The sequence below is a fragment of the Enterobacter sp. JH25 genome, assembly GCF_021725435.1.
GTDB classification, from domain to species: Bacteria; Pseudomonadota; Gammaproteobacteria; order Enterobacterales; family Enterobacteriaceae; genus Enterobacter; species Enterobacter intestinihominis.
The window spans coordinates 181823-196679 of the sequence record NZ_CP091320.1; the positions used below are offsets into that span (position 1 = coordinate 181823).

General features: G+C 46.0%; 14 protein-coding genes. 7 read left to right on the forward strand and 7 right to left on the reverse strand.

Features of this window, described 5'->3' with window-relative positions:
- The first annotated feature begins 125 nt into the window (after positions 1-125).
- On the forward strand, positions 126-560 hold the full coding sequence (gene umuD / locus L2Y28_RS23525; protein WP_000111290.1) for a translesion error-prone DNA polymerase V autoproteolytic subunit: 435 nt from the start codon (positions 126-128) through the stop codon (positions 558-560).
- Positions 550-1803, forward strand: coding sequence for a translesion error-prone DNA polymerase V subunit UmuC (gene umuC / locus L2Y28_RS23530; protein ID WP_001371894.1), 1254 nt, complete (start codon positions 550-552; stop codon positions 1801-1803). The genes umuD and umuC overlap by 11 nt, the downstream gene beginning before the upstream one ends.
- A 45-nt stretch (positions 1804-1848) precedes the next feature.
- On the opposite strand, the gene L2Y28_RS23535 is transcribed toward umuC, so the two are convergent.
- Positions 1849-2658: a DsbA family protein gene (locus L2Y28_RS23535; RefSeq protein ID WP_000031378.1), complete on the reverse strand. Its 810-nt coding sequence runs from the start codon at positions 2656-2658 to the stop codon at positions 1849-1851.
- A 370-nt stretch (positions 2659-3028) separates the two neighbouring features.
- Between L2Y28_RS23535 and L2Y28_RS23540 the strand changes: the two genes are divergently transcribed.
- Complete coding sequence (locus L2Y28_RS23540; RefSeq protein WP_121343843.1) at positions 3029-3376, forward strand: hypothetical protein; 348 nt, start codon at positions 3029-3031, stop codon at positions 3374-3376.
- 59 nt (positions 3377-3435) lie between these two features.
- Here the strand turns inward: L2Y28_RS23540 and L2Y28_RS23545 are convergent, their stop codons facing one another.
- The 3 genes from L2Y28_RS23545 to L2Y28_RS23555 form a co-directional block, all read right to left on the reverse strand.
- Positions 3436-3696, reverse strand: a complete 261-nt coding sequence (locus tag L2Y28_RS23545) for a hypothetical protein (protein ID WP_001439466.1) — start codon at positions 3694-3696, stop codon at positions 3436-3438.
- Positions 3697-3891: 195 nt separating this feature from the next.
- The gene (locus L2Y28_RS23550) at positions 3892-4284 is read right to left on the reverse strand and encodes a hypothetical protein (RefSeq protein ID WP_000843243.1); all 393 of its coding nucleotides are present in this window, start codon (positions 4282-4284) and stop codon (positions 3892-3894) included.
- Between the two features lie 24 nt (positions 4285-4308).
- Positions 4309-5058 (reverse strand): thioredoxin fold domain-containing protein, encoded by a 750-nt coding sequence (locus L2Y28_RS23555; protein WP_000720274.1) that lies wholly within the window; start codon positions 5056-5058, stop codon positions 4309-4311.
- Between the two features lie 147 nt (positions 5059-5205).
- Between L2Y28_RS23555 and L2Y28_RS23560 the strand changes: the two genes are divergently transcribed.
- From L2Y28_RS23560 to L2Y28_RS23575, 4 genes are all read left to right on the forward strand, one after another.
- Positions 5206-5745, forward strand: a complete 540-nt coding sequence (locus L2Y28_RS23560) for a lytic transglycosylase domain-containing protein (RefSeq protein ID WP_000494968.1) — start codon at positions 5206-5208, stop codon at positions 5743-5745.
- Between the two features lie 82 nt (positions 5746-5827).
- Positions 5828-6385: an HAD domain-containing protein gene (locus L2Y28_RS23565; protein ID WP_001371950.1), complete on the forward strand. Its 558-nt coding sequence runs from the start codon at positions 5828-5830 to the stop codon at positions 6383-6385.
- Between the two features lie 123 nt (positions 6386-6508).
- Positions 6509-7570, forward strand: coding sequence for an HNH endonuclease signature motif containing protein (locus tag L2Y28_RS23570; RefSeq protein ID WP_000902297.1), 1062 nt, complete (start codon positions 6509-6511; stop codon positions 7568-7570).
- 9 nt (positions 7571-7579) lie between these two features.
- Positions 7580-8086, forward strand: a complete 507-nt coding sequence (locus L2Y28_RS23575; RefSeq protein WP_000654195.1) for a YrhA family protein — start codon at positions 7580-7582, stop codon at positions 8084-8086.
- 122 nt (positions 8087-8208) lie between these two features.
- On the opposite strand, the gene L2Y28_RS23580 is transcribed toward L2Y28_RS23575, so the two are convergent.
- From L2Y28_RS23580 to L2Y28_RS23590, 3 genes are read right to left on the reverse strand one after another with little or no spacing between them, the layout of a single operon-like run.
- Positions 8209-12159, reverse strand: coding sequence for a conjugal transfer protein TraG N-terminal domain-containing protein (locus L2Y28_RS23580; RefSeq protein ID WP_000386160.1), 3951 nt, complete (start codon positions 12157-12159; stop codon positions 8209-8211).
- 8 nt (positions 12160-12167) lie between these two features.
- Positions 12168-13583 (reverse strand): IncHI-type conjugal transfer protein TrhH, encoded by a 1416-nt coding sequence (gene trhH / locus L2Y28_RS23585; protein WP_001257292.1) that lies wholly within the window; start codon positions 13581-13583, stop codon positions 12168-12170.
- Positions 13573-14619 carry a thioredoxin family protein gene (locus L2Y28_RS23590; protein WP_000196727.1) on the reverse strand — a complete coding sequence of 349 codons (1047 nt, stop codon included), beginning with the start codon at positions 14617-14619 and terminating at the stop codon, positions 13573-13575. Before L2Y28_RS23590 ends, trhH begins: the two co-directional genes overlap by 11 nt.
- Positions 14620-14857: the final 238 nt, after the last annotated feature.

A 14857-nucleotide genomic window follows, 5' to 3' on the forward strand; every position in this document is an offset into this window, starting at 1 on the left:
TTTTTGATGTTTATGATAAAGCTTAATTTTTCGTCAGGCTTGATAGCGTTACCGGAGAGATTTGATCTTTTCTCTTCAACTCGCAATACTGTTTATACATACAGTACAAGAATTCGAGTGTAGCTATGTCTGTTATCCTTGAGCACATTAGCAACAAGCCTTACGAAATGGCACCTTTTTTCAGTGATTTACTAAGCTGTGGAGTGATGAGTCCGTGCGCCGGGCATGAAGATAATGAATTAAATTTGCATGAATATGTAGTCCGCAACCGCCCCTCAACCTTCTTTGTCAGGGCGGCGGGCCTCAGTATGATCAATGCCGGTATCAATGATGGAGCAATACTGGTTGTGGATCGGTCTTTAACAGCACGACACGGCTCTATCGTCGTTGCGCTGGTGGATGGAGAGTTTACGGTAAAGATCTTACACACGTATCCTGAGCTGCTTTTGATGCCTTCTAATCCAGCCTATAAGCCGATACGTGTAAATCCTGAATCCCTTGAGATATGGGGCGTCGTCACCTTTGCACTGAATCAGTTCAGCCATGTACATGCACGTTGATATTAACGGAGCCTATGCGGCATTTGAGTGTGCGATGGATCCCAAGCTGTCAAAAAAGCCGCTCATCATAGCCAGCAATAACGATTCGTCCGTCATTGCAATGAATAAACTGGCTAAAAGCGTTGGTATTAAGCGTGGGACCCCAATTTTTAAGTGCAGGGATTTGATTCAGCAACACCGGATCGAAGTCCGGAGCTCTAACTTTACTTTGTATGAAGACTACTCAAATCGCTTCCATGAAACGCTGGAAAGCTTCGCGCCTCAATCGAGTCGATATAGCATAGATGAAAATTTCATGTTATTGAAAAACATGAACAAGATAATAGATTATGAAGATTACGGCCGGTTGATCAGAAGTACACTTCTTCATAATCTGTCCCTTACCTGTGGTGTGGGTTGTTCAAGCACCAAAACCCTCGCTAAATTATGCACCTATGCGAGCAAACGATGGGCAGCTACAGGCGGGGTTGTAGTTTTGACTGATCAGGCCAGGATCAGGAAGCTCCTGAGCCTGATCAGTACCAGAGAAATATGGGGTATTGGTCGAAAGATTAGTGAACGCCTGTCGGCTTTCGGGATCATCACTGCCGGTGATTTTTATAATAGCGACGTTCGCTTTTTACGTAAAAGCTTTGGCGTTGAAATCGAGCGTACCTGGCGGGAACTGCATGGCGAACCATGTTTCCGGCTGCACGAGTCTCCTCCTGTCAGGCAACAGATTATCGTTTCCAGAAGTTTTGGTCAGCGCCTTAATGAGATAGGCAAGCTACATGAGGCAGTTTCATTTTTTACCGCCCGGGCGGCAGAGCAGCTGCGCAAGGATGGCTCGTGGACCCGTCAAATCACAGTCTTCATTCAGAGTAGCAATTATGCGCAAGGTGAAAACCGCTACAGCAATTGTGGTATCGAGCCGCTTACCGCTACACAGGACACCCGCGATCTGGTTGATGCAGCCATGACCATCCTGAACCGCATTTACAGACCCGGGATAGCGTATGCGAAAGCAGGGGTAATGCTCTCCGCTATGACTGACGGCACAGAGCAACTCAGCCTGTTTGATACTCGCCCGGCCAGGCCTGGCAGTCAGGCACTGATGAAAGTTATGGACCGGTTCAATAAAGAAAAGCGCGGAGCTCTGTTTTTACTGGGGGAAGGCATTCAACAGGATTTTCGTATGAAGCAGGCCATGCTATCACCGAGATATACGACCCGCTGGGATGAATTACTCGTTGTAAAAGCGTAGCGGCCATGACCGGCATGGCCGTACTCATCAAATGTGAAAGTAACTTTAGGCCCCGCGAGCTTTTTCGATTGCGCCCTGCAAAGTTGCTGCGTCCATAGCCCCGGGGATAAATGTGGTAGTCGCCGCATTCGGCTTTTTCATATTCATAATGATGAAACCGGGTGTGCCGGTGATCCCGAGCGCTTCGCCCAGCTGCATATTGCCGGAGATCACGTTTTCATACCGGTTTTTTTCCCTGTCAGAAAACGTGCTGTTAAACCCTGACTTTTCCACCACAGTATTAAAGTCAGTGAGTTCGAATTTGCGTTGAGAGGTCATGAAGGTATGAGCCACAGCCATCAGGTTGTTGTGGTACTTACGATAGGCTTCAGCACCGAAATTCTGATAGACGTGCAGACCCGTAGCGGCCCCCATGGCAGATACAGGTTTTGAACCGGCAAAAATCGGGAATTCTTTAAAGAAGAATTTTACATCTTTGCTCTGATTCATTACCGATTCAACAACAGGTGTAACCCGCATGCAGTAAATACACTGATAGTCGAAGAACTCGATTACCGCGACGTCGGCGTCATCAGGGCCGATGTTTGGCGTCTCCTTGGTATCCAGCAGAGCTGGCGCATATGGAATTATTCGTTCCACTGAGGCACTCACGTTCTGATTTTCCAGCGCCTTACCTGCTTCCACTAAATAATGGGGATTTTTTACCAGGTAAGTAGCGGCAATTTTGCCAATTTCTTCCTCACTGAGCACCTTCGGTTTAAAATAAGTTGCCGTGATTAACGCCGAGGCAGCGGTAGCAATAACCGCAGAAATTAAAATCGTGGCCATCGGTTTTAAATAAAATTCTTTAGACATAGCTACCTTTATGCTTTTCAGCCTGTTAGTTATTAACCTGCGATGGATTATACTGGCCCGGTAAATCGGAATTATTCGTGAAACAATGCTTTTTGGAGATTAAAGGATGATTAGGCAGGGCTTTATACTCACAACCGCAATGCTTTTGAGTGGATGCGGATATCATTTCGCAAACCAGGTAGATGCGTACGATCTAATGCCTCGTCCTGTTACAAATAAAAGGTTTCAGATAGTCCCTCCGGACGAAAGTATTCAGTCCAGAATGTTTTCAGGCCGTTTTGCTGATGGATTAGCAAAAAAAGGAGTCATTATTTCCACTCACCAGCCAGATTATGTGCTCAGGTTCCGAATCAGCAGCTCACAGGAGAACATGCAGTATAGCGAGCAGCTTCTTACTGGGGTGACAGGCTACGTTGTAGATAAAAAGACAACGAGAACTGACAAGCATGGCGAATTGCATACTGACTATGACTACAAGCCAGTCGATGGGGTAATAGGCACTGAGACGATGTCGCAGATGCACTATATGCGACAGCTGGATGTCGAGGTATACCCGTCAGCGAAAGGAGCAAAGCAGGTTCTGAAAGTGAGTATGCAAAGCAATGCACCTGTGCCGTCAGACAGCATTGCTTATTCAGCAATGATCGACGCCTTTACTGATAAATTTGATGCGCCGCTGCGTTCCGGAAATTATGTTGCAGTGATCCCCTGGAACTGAAAGCAGACGGCGGGAAGAGAATGTTCAAAAGTGACTTTTGGACACGCACATTAACGTGGCTATCGCCCTCCCCCATTAAAATCATAAAGTCGGTAAAGATCGCCCATCGTGATGGAATTGGGCTTATTAATGAACAGATACTGTAACTGTTCTTTATGTTGAGTACTGGCAGCTGCATTCATAAGCACTTCCAGGTAGAACTTGTAGCCTATGCTTCGCTCTGAATACATATACTGGAACTGCATCAGTAAAATGCCTGACATAACATACAACAGCAGCAGACTGAGTAATACAGTGCTATCAGGCTGTTCCAGTGCCATACTGACATACCCTGAACCCAGAATGCACAGAAGCCACCCCGTCATTAGAGCAGGCACCCTACGACTCAGACGTTTATAACAACGTTTTATTACGGGATCCCGGAGATACTTTTTGTCAGGTATCCCCGTTGCTCTGATGACGAAGCTACTGAGTATCGACATCTTTTTTCCTTCTGGACGCTCTCAGTCAATAAATCAGGCCAGGCGCTCATTGAAAGCTACCACGAGCTGCGAATCGGGATTTTTTACCAGTTCGGGCCGGATAACTTTTAGTTGCCTCGTTGGGGCGAGCTCATCTGTAGGCCTGATGGTGGTATTACCCGGCCCCTTGCGGGTACTGTCGGTGTTTACCTTGAGCTTTTTATTTCCCAGGTAGCTTTCCATCTTTTTAGAGATGGTGTCACCTGTGGTCGCAACACCAGAGAGTTCCTTTAGATGTTCACCTTTATCCATTTGTACCGATGACATCAGAAATCCGATTCCGGGATCGTTTTCCGTTCCACAGGCTCCGTACTGACATTGTGCAGCGAAAACGGGCTGTACACCTACAGCAACCAGCATTAACGTACTCAGTAAAGTAGATTTCATACACACCTCTTACAGTCGGAAAAGTTACTTTTGCGCAGCGCCCATTTGGGTCACCAGGTTTTCCGGGCTCAGCCACCCCGTAAATAACTGCGGTTTGCCGCTTAGTGTCACCATGGTAGGAGTACCTTGCAGCGGGATTGTTGAGGCCACCTGGAAATGCGATTTGATAATGTTTAAGCAAGCCTCATCAGGACGTCCTTCCGGGATAGTTGAAACCGGATTCATCGCTGCATCCAGAGCTTCGTTTGGCTTTGCTGAACACCAGATTTTGGCCATGTTCCCGGCTACTACCGAGTTCAGTCCTGCACGTGGGAATGCAAGAAACTTAATCGAAATACCGGCATCAAGATAAGACTTCAGATCATGATGCAGTTTTTGGCAGTATCCACAGGTTATATCGGTAAAGATAGCAAGCCGGTATTTTTCGTTTGGTGATTTGTAGTCGATGGATTTTGTTTTGGATGCGAATTCCCGGACGCCCATTAAAATGGCCTGCTCAGTGGTGTTTACCACATCTTTACCTTTCACGTGGAATAAGCTTCCGGTAAAAATGTAATCTCCGTCTTTGCTCACGTAACTTACCCCCTCCCTGGAAATCACCGTAAAAATATCTTTTACTGGCGAGGGTTCGACGTGCTCGATTGAAAGCCCAATGGCTTTGAGCTTATCCCGGGCTGCATCTGGCAGTACCATTGTATTAACCGGCTCGGCATTCATCGTGAAGGCGGTACTTAATGAAAGAAGTAATACCGATGCCTTAATAATTTTTTTCATTTCCGCTCCTTAAATCGAGCACTAATATTATCACGCCCCAAAATTCCAGAATTTTGCTTAAACGCTTAAATCAACGGGTAAAGCCGAAAGAAAGTCGATAGATATATGGGAGAATAGATAAAACGTAGATTCAGTGGAGAAATCGTTGTGTTTACACCACCAGCAGATGATGTGAAACCTATTCCCGTTCCTGATGAGATTTACACTCAGTGCATTACGGATGCCGCCCGCTACTTCGGAATTGATGCTGAACTGGTTTTTACGTTGTTTGACAATGAAGGCGGTAAGGTTGGTACTTTCAGCAGGAATACTAACGGCACTTATGATATTGGCCCAATGCAGATCAACTCATCCAATCTACCTGAAATAAAAAAGCATTTCCCGACGGTAACGTGGCGGGTTCTGGCTTACGATGCTTGCGCAAGTTTCTGGGTTGGAACATGGTGGCTCTATAGAAAAATTGTTGATCGCAAGGGCAATGTGTTTGAAGGGATTGCAGATTACAACAGCAAAACCCCAAAGGTACGTGCAAAGTACATATTTAACTTCATGGTAAAGTACAATCGCCGGATCCAGCAGCGTAACGGGATGGGTGAGCTTTATCAATGGACCCAGCAACCTCCTCGATACAATGGCCATATAGCTAAAAATGTCCCGGAGCAAAACCCGACTCCTGTTGTTAAATAAATACAACCCGATATTACAGAAGATCATCGAGTGGCTTGGGTAAACCACCACAAATATTTCACACTGACTCAGGAGTAATATATTGTCTTCTTCTGCAAGAAATTTATTTAAGATTCTCTCTTCTTTCTTGATCCAGAAAAACCCTCATCATGAAGAAGTATGTGTTCATGAAGAAACAACAGCTGGTTTATGGGCCCCTCTCCCTGATTCGCATGTCGTGCTTTTCTTAGATTTCGATGGGGTTTGCCACAGGTGTAAAAATGAAACCTTTGAGCGAATGCCACTGTTAGAGAAATTGCTGGATAACTGCCCTGCCATGGTGATTGTTATCTCCAGCTCATGGCGTGAGTGCGCTAATACAAGTTATCTGAAATCTCTGTTCCGGGTGCCTTATAGAGACAAAATCATAGGTGCAACCGGTTCGGTATATTTAAAACACGGACAGACTGGTGTGCGGGCTGCCGAGTGTGAGGACTTTGTCTTTTCACATCGAGTTAAAGCATTTATCTGCCTTGATGACGACGAATCATTATTTCCGGCCGGTTATCCGCATTTGCACAAAACCGATTATTACACGGGCCTCACCGAATCTGACCTTGCAGCTCTTAACGCAAGGTACCATCAGCTCATGGGACGCTGATGAACAAAGTAACTTTCCTTTTACCCTGTCACTGCTGATCTCGTACGCCCATCCACTTTAGGATTGATTGTTTTATACCATACGCAATAATGTCTCATATGAATTCGACAAGAAAGGGACATTATGCTGCATCACTGTCAGGCTAAGTCACTGGATGACATATACCTTGAGGATATTCCCCACATCATACATCCGGCCACGGCGGTACATGACCTCGAAGATACCGCCCTGCCAAACCGGATTATTCAGGAATGGAATTTACCGCAGGGATATACACAGTTTGTCAGCCGGTATCACCAGTTCCACCATCAACGCCCCTGGCTCGCTTACCGCGATACGCTTGACGACATCAGATACGGTAAGATCGTTCTGCTTAGAAAAGACATAACCGGCAATGCCGGGCCGGGGGTTATATCAAATGGCAACCTACGCAATGACCTGCCCCTGTCCCTCTTTACCCGTCTGCGCGATATCATCTCTCGTCAGTTGAAACGCCCGGGGTATTACGTTCGATCAACGACACCAGCACAGCACGCCCAATCAACAAAAACCATTAATTCCAAAGCGGCTGGTCGTCTTCTCGCAGCTGGCGGGCTTTATAATGGAAATGTGGAGGGATTTCGACATACGGCTGAACAACTTGGCGGCGAAGCTGTTGAAGGCTATGACCAGGTATTGAACGAAACAACTTCAGGTATGCTGGTTGCAGCGGCTTCACTTCTGGTTATCCGAAATCCAAGGTCTGCGGATGAATTGACAAGTTATCTCGGCAAGTACAAAAAAGCACACGTTTTGCTCGATGATATGAATGTTAGCGAATTGAACTACATGCGCCGAGACAGAGCTGAATATTTAGCTCTCCGTGGACAATTCAACAATACTGTACGCCCTAACTTCCTTAAATCACTTTCAGACCACCCAGATGCCCTGGCTACGTTTGAACCTAACGATTTGATGAAACTTGCAACAGGCAAGGTCCCCTCTGGGTGGCAGGTTCACCACAAGATCCCTCTTGATGATGGTGGCACAAACGCTATAGACAACCTGGTACTTATTCAGAATTCACCATACCATTCAGCACTGTCGAAAGCACAATCCATCATTACGAAGGATCTACCGTATAATTCAAGCACCAAAGTTCTATGGCCATCGCCGAACGGTGTTATCTACCCGGTAGGAAAGTAAGAGGCGCTCATGAAAGATTTAACTCAACTACTCAGCAGCTTAAAGAGGTTGATGGTTGCAGATCACTACCCTTTAGCCAGCCCGGTAGCCCCGGAAGTCTTGAAAGACTTAATCTGCAATCCGCCTCCAGTGGAGTGGGCAGATCACAAAAAGAGCGCCTATATAGATATACAGAAACTCATTAAAACCAGGCTTGATTATGCCCAAGTGTTTAATGCTATGGATGGTTTTGAGTACAACGGACTTACGTTTTATAACCTTGTTCAGGCAGAGAACGAAAATCTATTGTGGTCAAATATTTACATACGCAACTTTGAAGCACGAGACAATGAAATCTACGTTGACCCAAATCTCACTGATAAGGTGTTAATCGGAGAAGATGGCATGTCACTTTTCGCTTATAGTTTTGCAGACGACTGCTTTCAGATAAGAGACAAAGCATCTACTGATTATGTTATTGAATCTCATACAGAGTTTGATAGATTTTTGTCTTCACTGATTCAAACCGTCAGTTGAATGTTCCGCAAGAGCGGTACTTCTGAAAAAAAGGCCGCAAACACATACTTTGCGGCCTTAATTGTTTAGCAGTAATTTACAATCTATTGATAGTCATTTCAGGAGGTTATATTCAACCTCCCTTATTTTTTATTTTCATTAAGCCACTGATCCGCTTTATCGACACGTGACTGGTAAGGCTCATTTGTGTTGCTCAGCTCTGACTTCATGTACTGAATGAATTCATCTGCTTTCTGAGGCCCAAAGCGTGGGTCATCCGTCAATTGCTGCCGGATAGCCCTTTCAGAGTTCTGCGCTGCATTCGCATAAGTCGAAACGCCGTCGCTGCTAATACTCTGATACCGGTCACTTACAGCTGCGACGCCATCAGACATCTGCATGTGATTAAGGACTTTACCCTGGAGAGAATCAGGCATATTTGCAGGGTTAGAGGCATCATTTGCTATCGATGTCTGGGTTTGAAGGATGCCCGCTCCCGTAAGCATCTCATTTACCGGTTTCGCCCCAACGCTGGTTAGCGTATCCGAAACAAATTGCTGGCCCCCGAGTAGCGCACCAGAAATCGCGCCCCGCTCAGTGTTGGCCTCTATCTTTTCCCCAACCAAGCGATCTGTGACGGTCTGAGTGCGGTTACCAACGAGACCACCGCCCGACCCACCTTCTCCCAGGTTTGCCCGTACGACTGACTCAAGTGAACCATCAGCTCTGTTATGAGTGTTGAAACTGCTATGGATGCTCTTAACGTCATTCATACTCCAGTTAACGTTATAGTTACCCAGTTCATTAAGGATCTTCTGGGTATCCGCTTTGAGCTGCTCTCTTTCGGCACCGGTAGCCATGGTGCTGGCACCATAGGTAAAGACAGCTTGCTGTGCCAATTCAGCTCGCTTATCGTCCCGGCTTAAGTTCGGGTTGTTGGCAACACGACTAAAGTAGTTATCAGTGTTATTAGATAAGCCACGAACTTGCCCGCTCTGATACATACTGTTCAAAGCAGTGGCTCGTTGATCCATTCCATCACCAACCACCCGACCTCCAACCTTTTCCAGATCGTTAAATGTGCCTTCTGCATTTCTGACATCCTGACCCGAATTGACGACTTTCTCTACACCCTGATTATTCAGTACAGGTCCATTCTTTTCGAGAGAATTAAGCACATTCCTTTCTTCATCAGAATAAGTGCGGCCCACGTTGTTGTTATGTATTCCCTGAATATCGCCTTTGCCCGCGTTATCAAGGTTATACGGAGTAAAGCCAGCTTCACTTTTTCCAGGGACATGCTGTGTCGCGTCCTGAGCGTTGGAGGAAAGACCGAGTTTAGCCTGCGAATCTACACTTCCACCCAGTTCCCCTACGCGTGACGCACTCATCACGCCAGACGTATTTACGCTGTCAGGAGTTCTATCCTGTGCCTGAGTGATAGTATTAATTCCTGACCCGTCACCTGAAATTCTGTCGAGCTGATTGGTGATAGGTAGCAGCTGCTGTGCATTACCACCGAAGTCGGAAACCAGACTTTTAAGCAGGCTGGAGGTTTCACGGAGATCCTGTTTATTACTTTCGGCCGTCTCTCCCCGGGCGGTATCAATCGCAATTTTTTGCTCACTGAAATCTCGGGTTGCAGCCACAAGCGCGTCAGTACGTTGAAGCTGCGATCCAAGCTGATTACTGGCCTTGAAGGTATCGTTATAGGAGTTGAATTTCTCCATAAACGCATTCTCATCCAGCCCATTCTTACGAGCAAAATTCCTTACATCATCATCACTGAAGTTTTTGTTGCGAATAGAATCGGAGAACCTGTCCAGGTTAATGCTTTGTTTAGAATCAAGGCTCATTCCACTATTGGAGCTTGCGTTAGTCGAAACCGATGTAGAAATATTTTGCGCCATCGTCTGTGTCGCCTGGTTCATTTTCGACGATGCTTCTTTAAACGCATTAGTATTGGATATCTGATCGCTGCTTACCTGAGACGCCGCTTTACTGAACTGGTCAGTTAACGCAGAATCCTGGCTAAGCTGATTCGTGATTGCTTTTGAAAGGTCATTTGAAAGCGAGTCACTGCCTGTATTGGTCTTAGATGCACCGCTACTCAATTGCCCTGCTACAGCCGCTTTCAGCCCGGCTCCATTGCCAGTTCCAACACCTCCATTAAGCCCAGCGTTGAGAATAACATTTGAAGCAATGCTGGCCATCTGAGACGCACTCACCCCATGTTTCGTTGCAATACCTTCTGCTACAGAGGCACCAATCTTATCCGAGATCTGCTTCATTGTTTGCAGGTTGGTTGAGAACTGCTGGCTCGACTGTCCTGACCTTCCAATTTCGCTCATCTGACTGTAACCAGCCTGGAATGAATTACTTGCCGCACTCATAACTGATGAGGTTACAGCTGATCCTTGTCCCTGGCTGTTAGCGATACTTGAACCAGCATTCCACATTCCAAGACGGAAATTACTTGAATCAACTGCGCCGCCATCGCTGTATCCCTGACCGGTACTGGTTAAGGCGGTTCGTGTCACGTCACCAAATGAAGATTTACCGCTGTTAGGGCCATCCCATACTTTGGGCGTTACATGACCAGTATCCACCGGCGCATCGGGGGTCACTCCCTTAACCGCATTCATCATCGGGTGAATCGACTGTGTCATCAGGAATAATGTGAGTACCGGAATCAGAGCATAGAGGGCGGAAGCAACAGACAGGTATGAACTGTATGTTTCCGCAAGCCCTGGGAGTCCCATCCACGTGACGGCATTATTCTGGCTGTTGAGGGTGCTCCAGGTATCCAAGTCGGCCGTCGCGACTTTCTTCACATACGCGTTGACCATTACTGCCGTAAGCGGCCACATATTCACGAAGAGGATAAGTTGCAAATATTTCGCCGCAGCGGCAACACCATTACCACCTAACGCCAGCAGCATAAGCAAAGCAAATGGAGCAACCATATAAGCAAACATTTCAAGGAATGCGATTGCTGCTCCCGACAGTTGTAACCACAACTGGCCCTGTGAAGCCATTGTGTTGGTTCGCTTCAGAGAAGCCTCAAACAACTGCATATCGGAAGCCAGACCGAGTGGGGTCTTATATTTGCTTGCGCCATTTCTGAGCTCATTCATAATGAACAGGTTCAGGGTGGCGTCATACGAACCAATAGCCTTACCGTACATACCATTTGCTGACGCCATAACATCAGTAAAGCTTGCGCCGGTAGGTGCACCATTTGCTTCGTCTGGAGTAAGGATGCCGTTTGTCTGTCCTATAAGGGAAATAGTCTGGCGAGCTTCAGCTGTACTGGTAACCTGTTTCACAGTTGACCAGACCTCATCACACGTACCAGATTTTGAACCGTTAGCGCCAACAATACTGGCAGAGGCATTCTTCAGTGCGCCTTTCATCGCCTGATTAATCCGGTCCATGCTATCTGCCAGATTAGCTGAGAAAATATCGTTAAAAATAGTTTCTTTACCGGCAATATTTGCGCTTGAGTTTTGGGTAGCCTTCAGGCAGTTGTATGCAAGAGACTGAACGGTAGCACATACGTTCATTGGCCCTAGCCCGCTGGCCGGTTCAGGAAATGCGGAACAGTAGCCCTGGCTATCGCCGCCCCATTGCAAAAACTTCACGAATCGGATCATCGGACCGAGGGTGATGTCATCGTCCAGAGTTGTTGCAGACAGGTCCACCGGAGAAAGCGGATCAAACGCTGTTTTATAATCCTTCAGCAAACCCTGGCTTAAGTTAGTGGTGACGGTTGCCATCGCAGCAATAAAAATTGGAATTCCGTCGACGTTTCTGACCTCTCCCGACTTTACAGATTCAATAGTTACATCCACTCGAACCATTGCCATCATGAAAAGGATCAACCCCAAAAACCAGGAGAAAAACGGTAATTCATTTTTGGTCGGAGCCTGAAGCCATAGCCACGTTTTATAGAATAGGCTCACACCTGCTACAACGGCGGCCGTGGTCAGGAACTCTTTTACACCAGTATATTGAGAAAAGATCAGGGCAATACCGGTAAAAGCCGACCAGACAAAATCAATATCACCCAGGGTATATATGTTGTAATCCATGTCAGACCTCAGTTACGTGTGCCACGAATACTTTCAGTGAAAGCCTTCCGTTGCAGGCGACGGTTATCCCAGGTTGAAATGACGTCCGAGCTGGTACCGACCTGGCTGTGCGATAGCTCATAGGCGGCTTTAACCTGTTTTGAGAGATTGTCTGTTAATCGGTTGAGATCATCCCTTTTACCCGACAGCGACTCACTCGGTATGCTCATGGTTGAAATTTTGGCCTCAACCTGGCGCAACATGTTGATTACGAGGCTCGTCGCAGCAATAGTGCTGATGTCCTGAATGTATGCGTACCCTTCCGGTGCTTCGAATGTTTGCAAAGAGTCGATAATGGTCGGGATGCCGATATAGGAGATAATGCGTAATTCATCATCTGAAACACGAACGTCGTTGATGATTTTTTTCTGTACGTTTAAAAGAAGATCAGAAATGGTATCCTTCAATCCCTTAAAACCACCGTCATTAACTTCTGACATGACAAGGCACTGAGCCTTTCGTGGGGATGATGGATCTGGTGCCGGAGAACACTTGAGCATTTTAATTGATCCGCCAGCTGGTGGCCCCATGATGTAATCCGTGACAGTCATGGTAGACGGGCGGACTTCCATTCCCGCTTTTTCGCCTTTGCTATCCCAGTTGATAATGACAGTACCTACGAGAGACATAAGTTGTTCTGCCAGTTTATAACCGGATAACTCCGTTACCCCTCCGATGTTCATCGTTCCCTTATCAATATCCATGAACGACATATAGAAGAGGTTACCACTGAATTTTTCAGCGAACTCTTCGGGATCCTTTGCTTTAACCTGAGAAGTGACAGCTTCAGGTGACTTTGTCATCGATGAGCCAAAATCAGGAATAAGACCATTAATCGATCCCAGAATTGAGGCTGGTCCAGAGCTAACTGAGTTAGCGAACTGGCTTGGCGTACCCACGTTTTCAGAAAGGAAAGAGTAAGTTGCATTGCATGAATCTTTCGCAAATTTATTTAGCGCTTGCAGTTTGTTTTGGATGTCATTAATCGTTGCAGCACAGTCAGCACAAATAGCTGAAACAGCAACGTTAAAAGCATAGATAGCCGCACCCTGGGCAATACCACGGGCCACCTGCACAAGCTGGTCCCCGTTGATCATGCTGAAGGACCCAAGAAAAACGTCAATACCGTTACAACCGACAGAAGCTTTTGGAAACGACATGGAAACAAGGTTGGTATTAACGTTTGTTGTTCGGTAAGACATTGACCCGCCAACTATGCCTGTACGGGTTGCTGTGGAAAAGGTGGCCGGGCTGGTAGACGTCATCATGCCATTGAAAATGTTACGCATTGCGTTGTCTGCATTTGCAGTCGGGGCTAAAATTGCAGCACAAACAGAAAGAGACAAAAGTAACTTTTTGAAGTTGAAAACGGCATTACTGCGCATAAGTGCCTCCAAAACTGCCGCCAGCATTGAGATAATTGACCGGATCGGCCGTAGGCATGTCATAGCCTTCGAGTTTTTGGTCCATTATTTTTTGAAGTAGGAATGGGTCTGATTCCATTTCGGATTTATTAACGGTAATAACGCCATCATCGCCGATGGTATATTGCCTTTTAATATCTAGAGTTGACTGGAACGAAGCGTCATCGATCAGATTCATGCCCTTCGCGGCAAGTATAATAGTGTTCTTTAATTCATCAGCGGAGATCATGCCTTCACTAATGCGCTGAGCTGATGTCCCATCCTTTGAAACCAGGAAAATTGTAGGTACCTCTCGAATTTTAAATTGATCAATAATTTGTGCGTTGGGGATGTTAAAATCCTGAAAAAGGCCATTATGCAATGGCCTTCCATCCATACTGATTGGAAGAATATCTACCGAATAATAGTTCTGCATAAATTGAAGTATTTGGCTTTCTTCGTGGCAAAACTGGCAAGTACTCTGGAAAAAGAAAAATAAACCTGACTTAGTAAAGATATCTTTCATTACCGTTTGCTGATTTTTTTCAACAACAGTGCGGTGAGCATCCAGTGCCACCTTTTCCACTGGTTGCCTGCGTTTTTCAGACATCATCGGGTTTTTAAGAAAATAATCTTTTGATTTGTCAGAAAAACGCGTACTGATATCCAGCATTAACCTTTGCGCCGTGTAATAACGTGATAGATTTTCTGCGGTAGGGTTATCCATTGCCTGCGTTAACAGTCGAGGCATATTCTCTTTTAGCCATTTTGAATTTAAATCTACCATTTCCTCTTTTGAAGGCGAGCTAGCAGCACCGGTTGGTGGCAAAACCTCTTCTTCTTCAGCTTCGCTTTTTTTAGCAGGATCGTCATACCAGAAGAAACCCTTCTTATAAGCCTGGCCAGATACAAAGGGCGTATCTTTTATTAGGGGTTGCTCAGGGCTGGCGTGGGCACCAGTAATTACCAAAGACATAAGCAAAACCATCTTTGAAGGCGCTAATGCAATACGAGTCATAGACCGTTCTCCTTTTCTGATGCGGTTATGATGGCATACAAAAAAAAGGTTAGAGCTCGTATAGCATGGTCGTTTTTATGTTGAAAAGGACGGAAAAGGAGTGCTGACTAAGAAGATAGTCTCGGTGATGGAAAGATCATCCATCTTGCACGTTGTCAAAAATCCGGTGTAACAAAAACATGGTTTTATCGAATATCTAAAAGCAAATATTGCTTTGAAAACAGGTGTATTTAGAGCT

What these genes read in the sequence shown, in the direction of transcription:
- umuD (WP_000111290.1), top strand. Translation starts at nt 126, where the DNA reads ATGTCTGTTATCCTTGAGCACATTAGCAACAAGCCTTACGAAATGGCA.
- umuC (WP_001371894.1), top strand. Translation starts at nt 550, where the DNA reads ATGCACGTTGATATTAACGGAGCCTATGCGGCATTTGAGTGTGCGATG.
- L2Y28_RS23535 (WP_000031378.1), bottom strand. Translation starts at nt 2,658, where the DNA reads ATGTCTAAAGAATTTTATTTAAAACCGATGGCCACGATTTTAATTTCT.
- L2Y28_RS23540 (WP_121343843.1), top strand. Translation starts at nt 3,029, where the DNA reads ATGCAGTATAGCGAGCAGCTTCTTACTGGGGTGACAGGCTACGTTGTA.
- L2Y28_RS23545 (WP_001439466.1), bottom strand. Translation starts at nt 3,696, where the DNA reads ATGGCACTGGAACAGCCTGATAGCACTGTATTACTCAGTCTGCTGCTG.
- L2Y28_RS23550 (WP_000843243.1), bottom strand. Translation starts at nt 4,284, where the DNA reads ATGAAATCTACTTTACTGAGTACGTTAATGCTGGTTGCTGTAGGTGTA.
- L2Y28_RS23555 (WP_000720274.1), bottom strand. Translation starts at nt 5,058, where the DNA reads ATGAAAAAAATTATTAAGGCATCGGTATTACTTCTTTCATTAAGTACC.
- L2Y28_RS23570 (WP_000902297.1), top strand. Translation starts at nt 6,509, where the DNA reads ATGCTGCATCACTGTCAGGCTAAGTCACTGGATGACATATACCTTGAG.
- L2Y28_RS23575 (WP_000654195.1), top strand. Translation starts at nt 7,580, where the DNA reads ATGAAAGATTTAACTCAACTACTCAGCAGCTTAAAGAGGTTGATGGTT.
- L2Y28_RS23580 (WP_000386160.1), bottom strand. Translation starts at nt 12,159, where the DNA reads ATGGATTACAACATATATACCCTGGGTGATATTGATTTTGTCTGGTCG.
- trhH (WP_001257292.1), bottom strand. Translation starts at nt 13,583, where the DNA reads ATGCGCAGTAATGCCGTTTTCAACTTCAAAAAGTTACTTTTGTCTCTT.
- L2Y28_RS23590 (WP_000196727.1), bottom strand. Translation starts at nt 14,619, where the DNA reads ATGACTCGTATTGCATTAGCGCCTTCAAAGATGGTTTTGCTTATGTCT.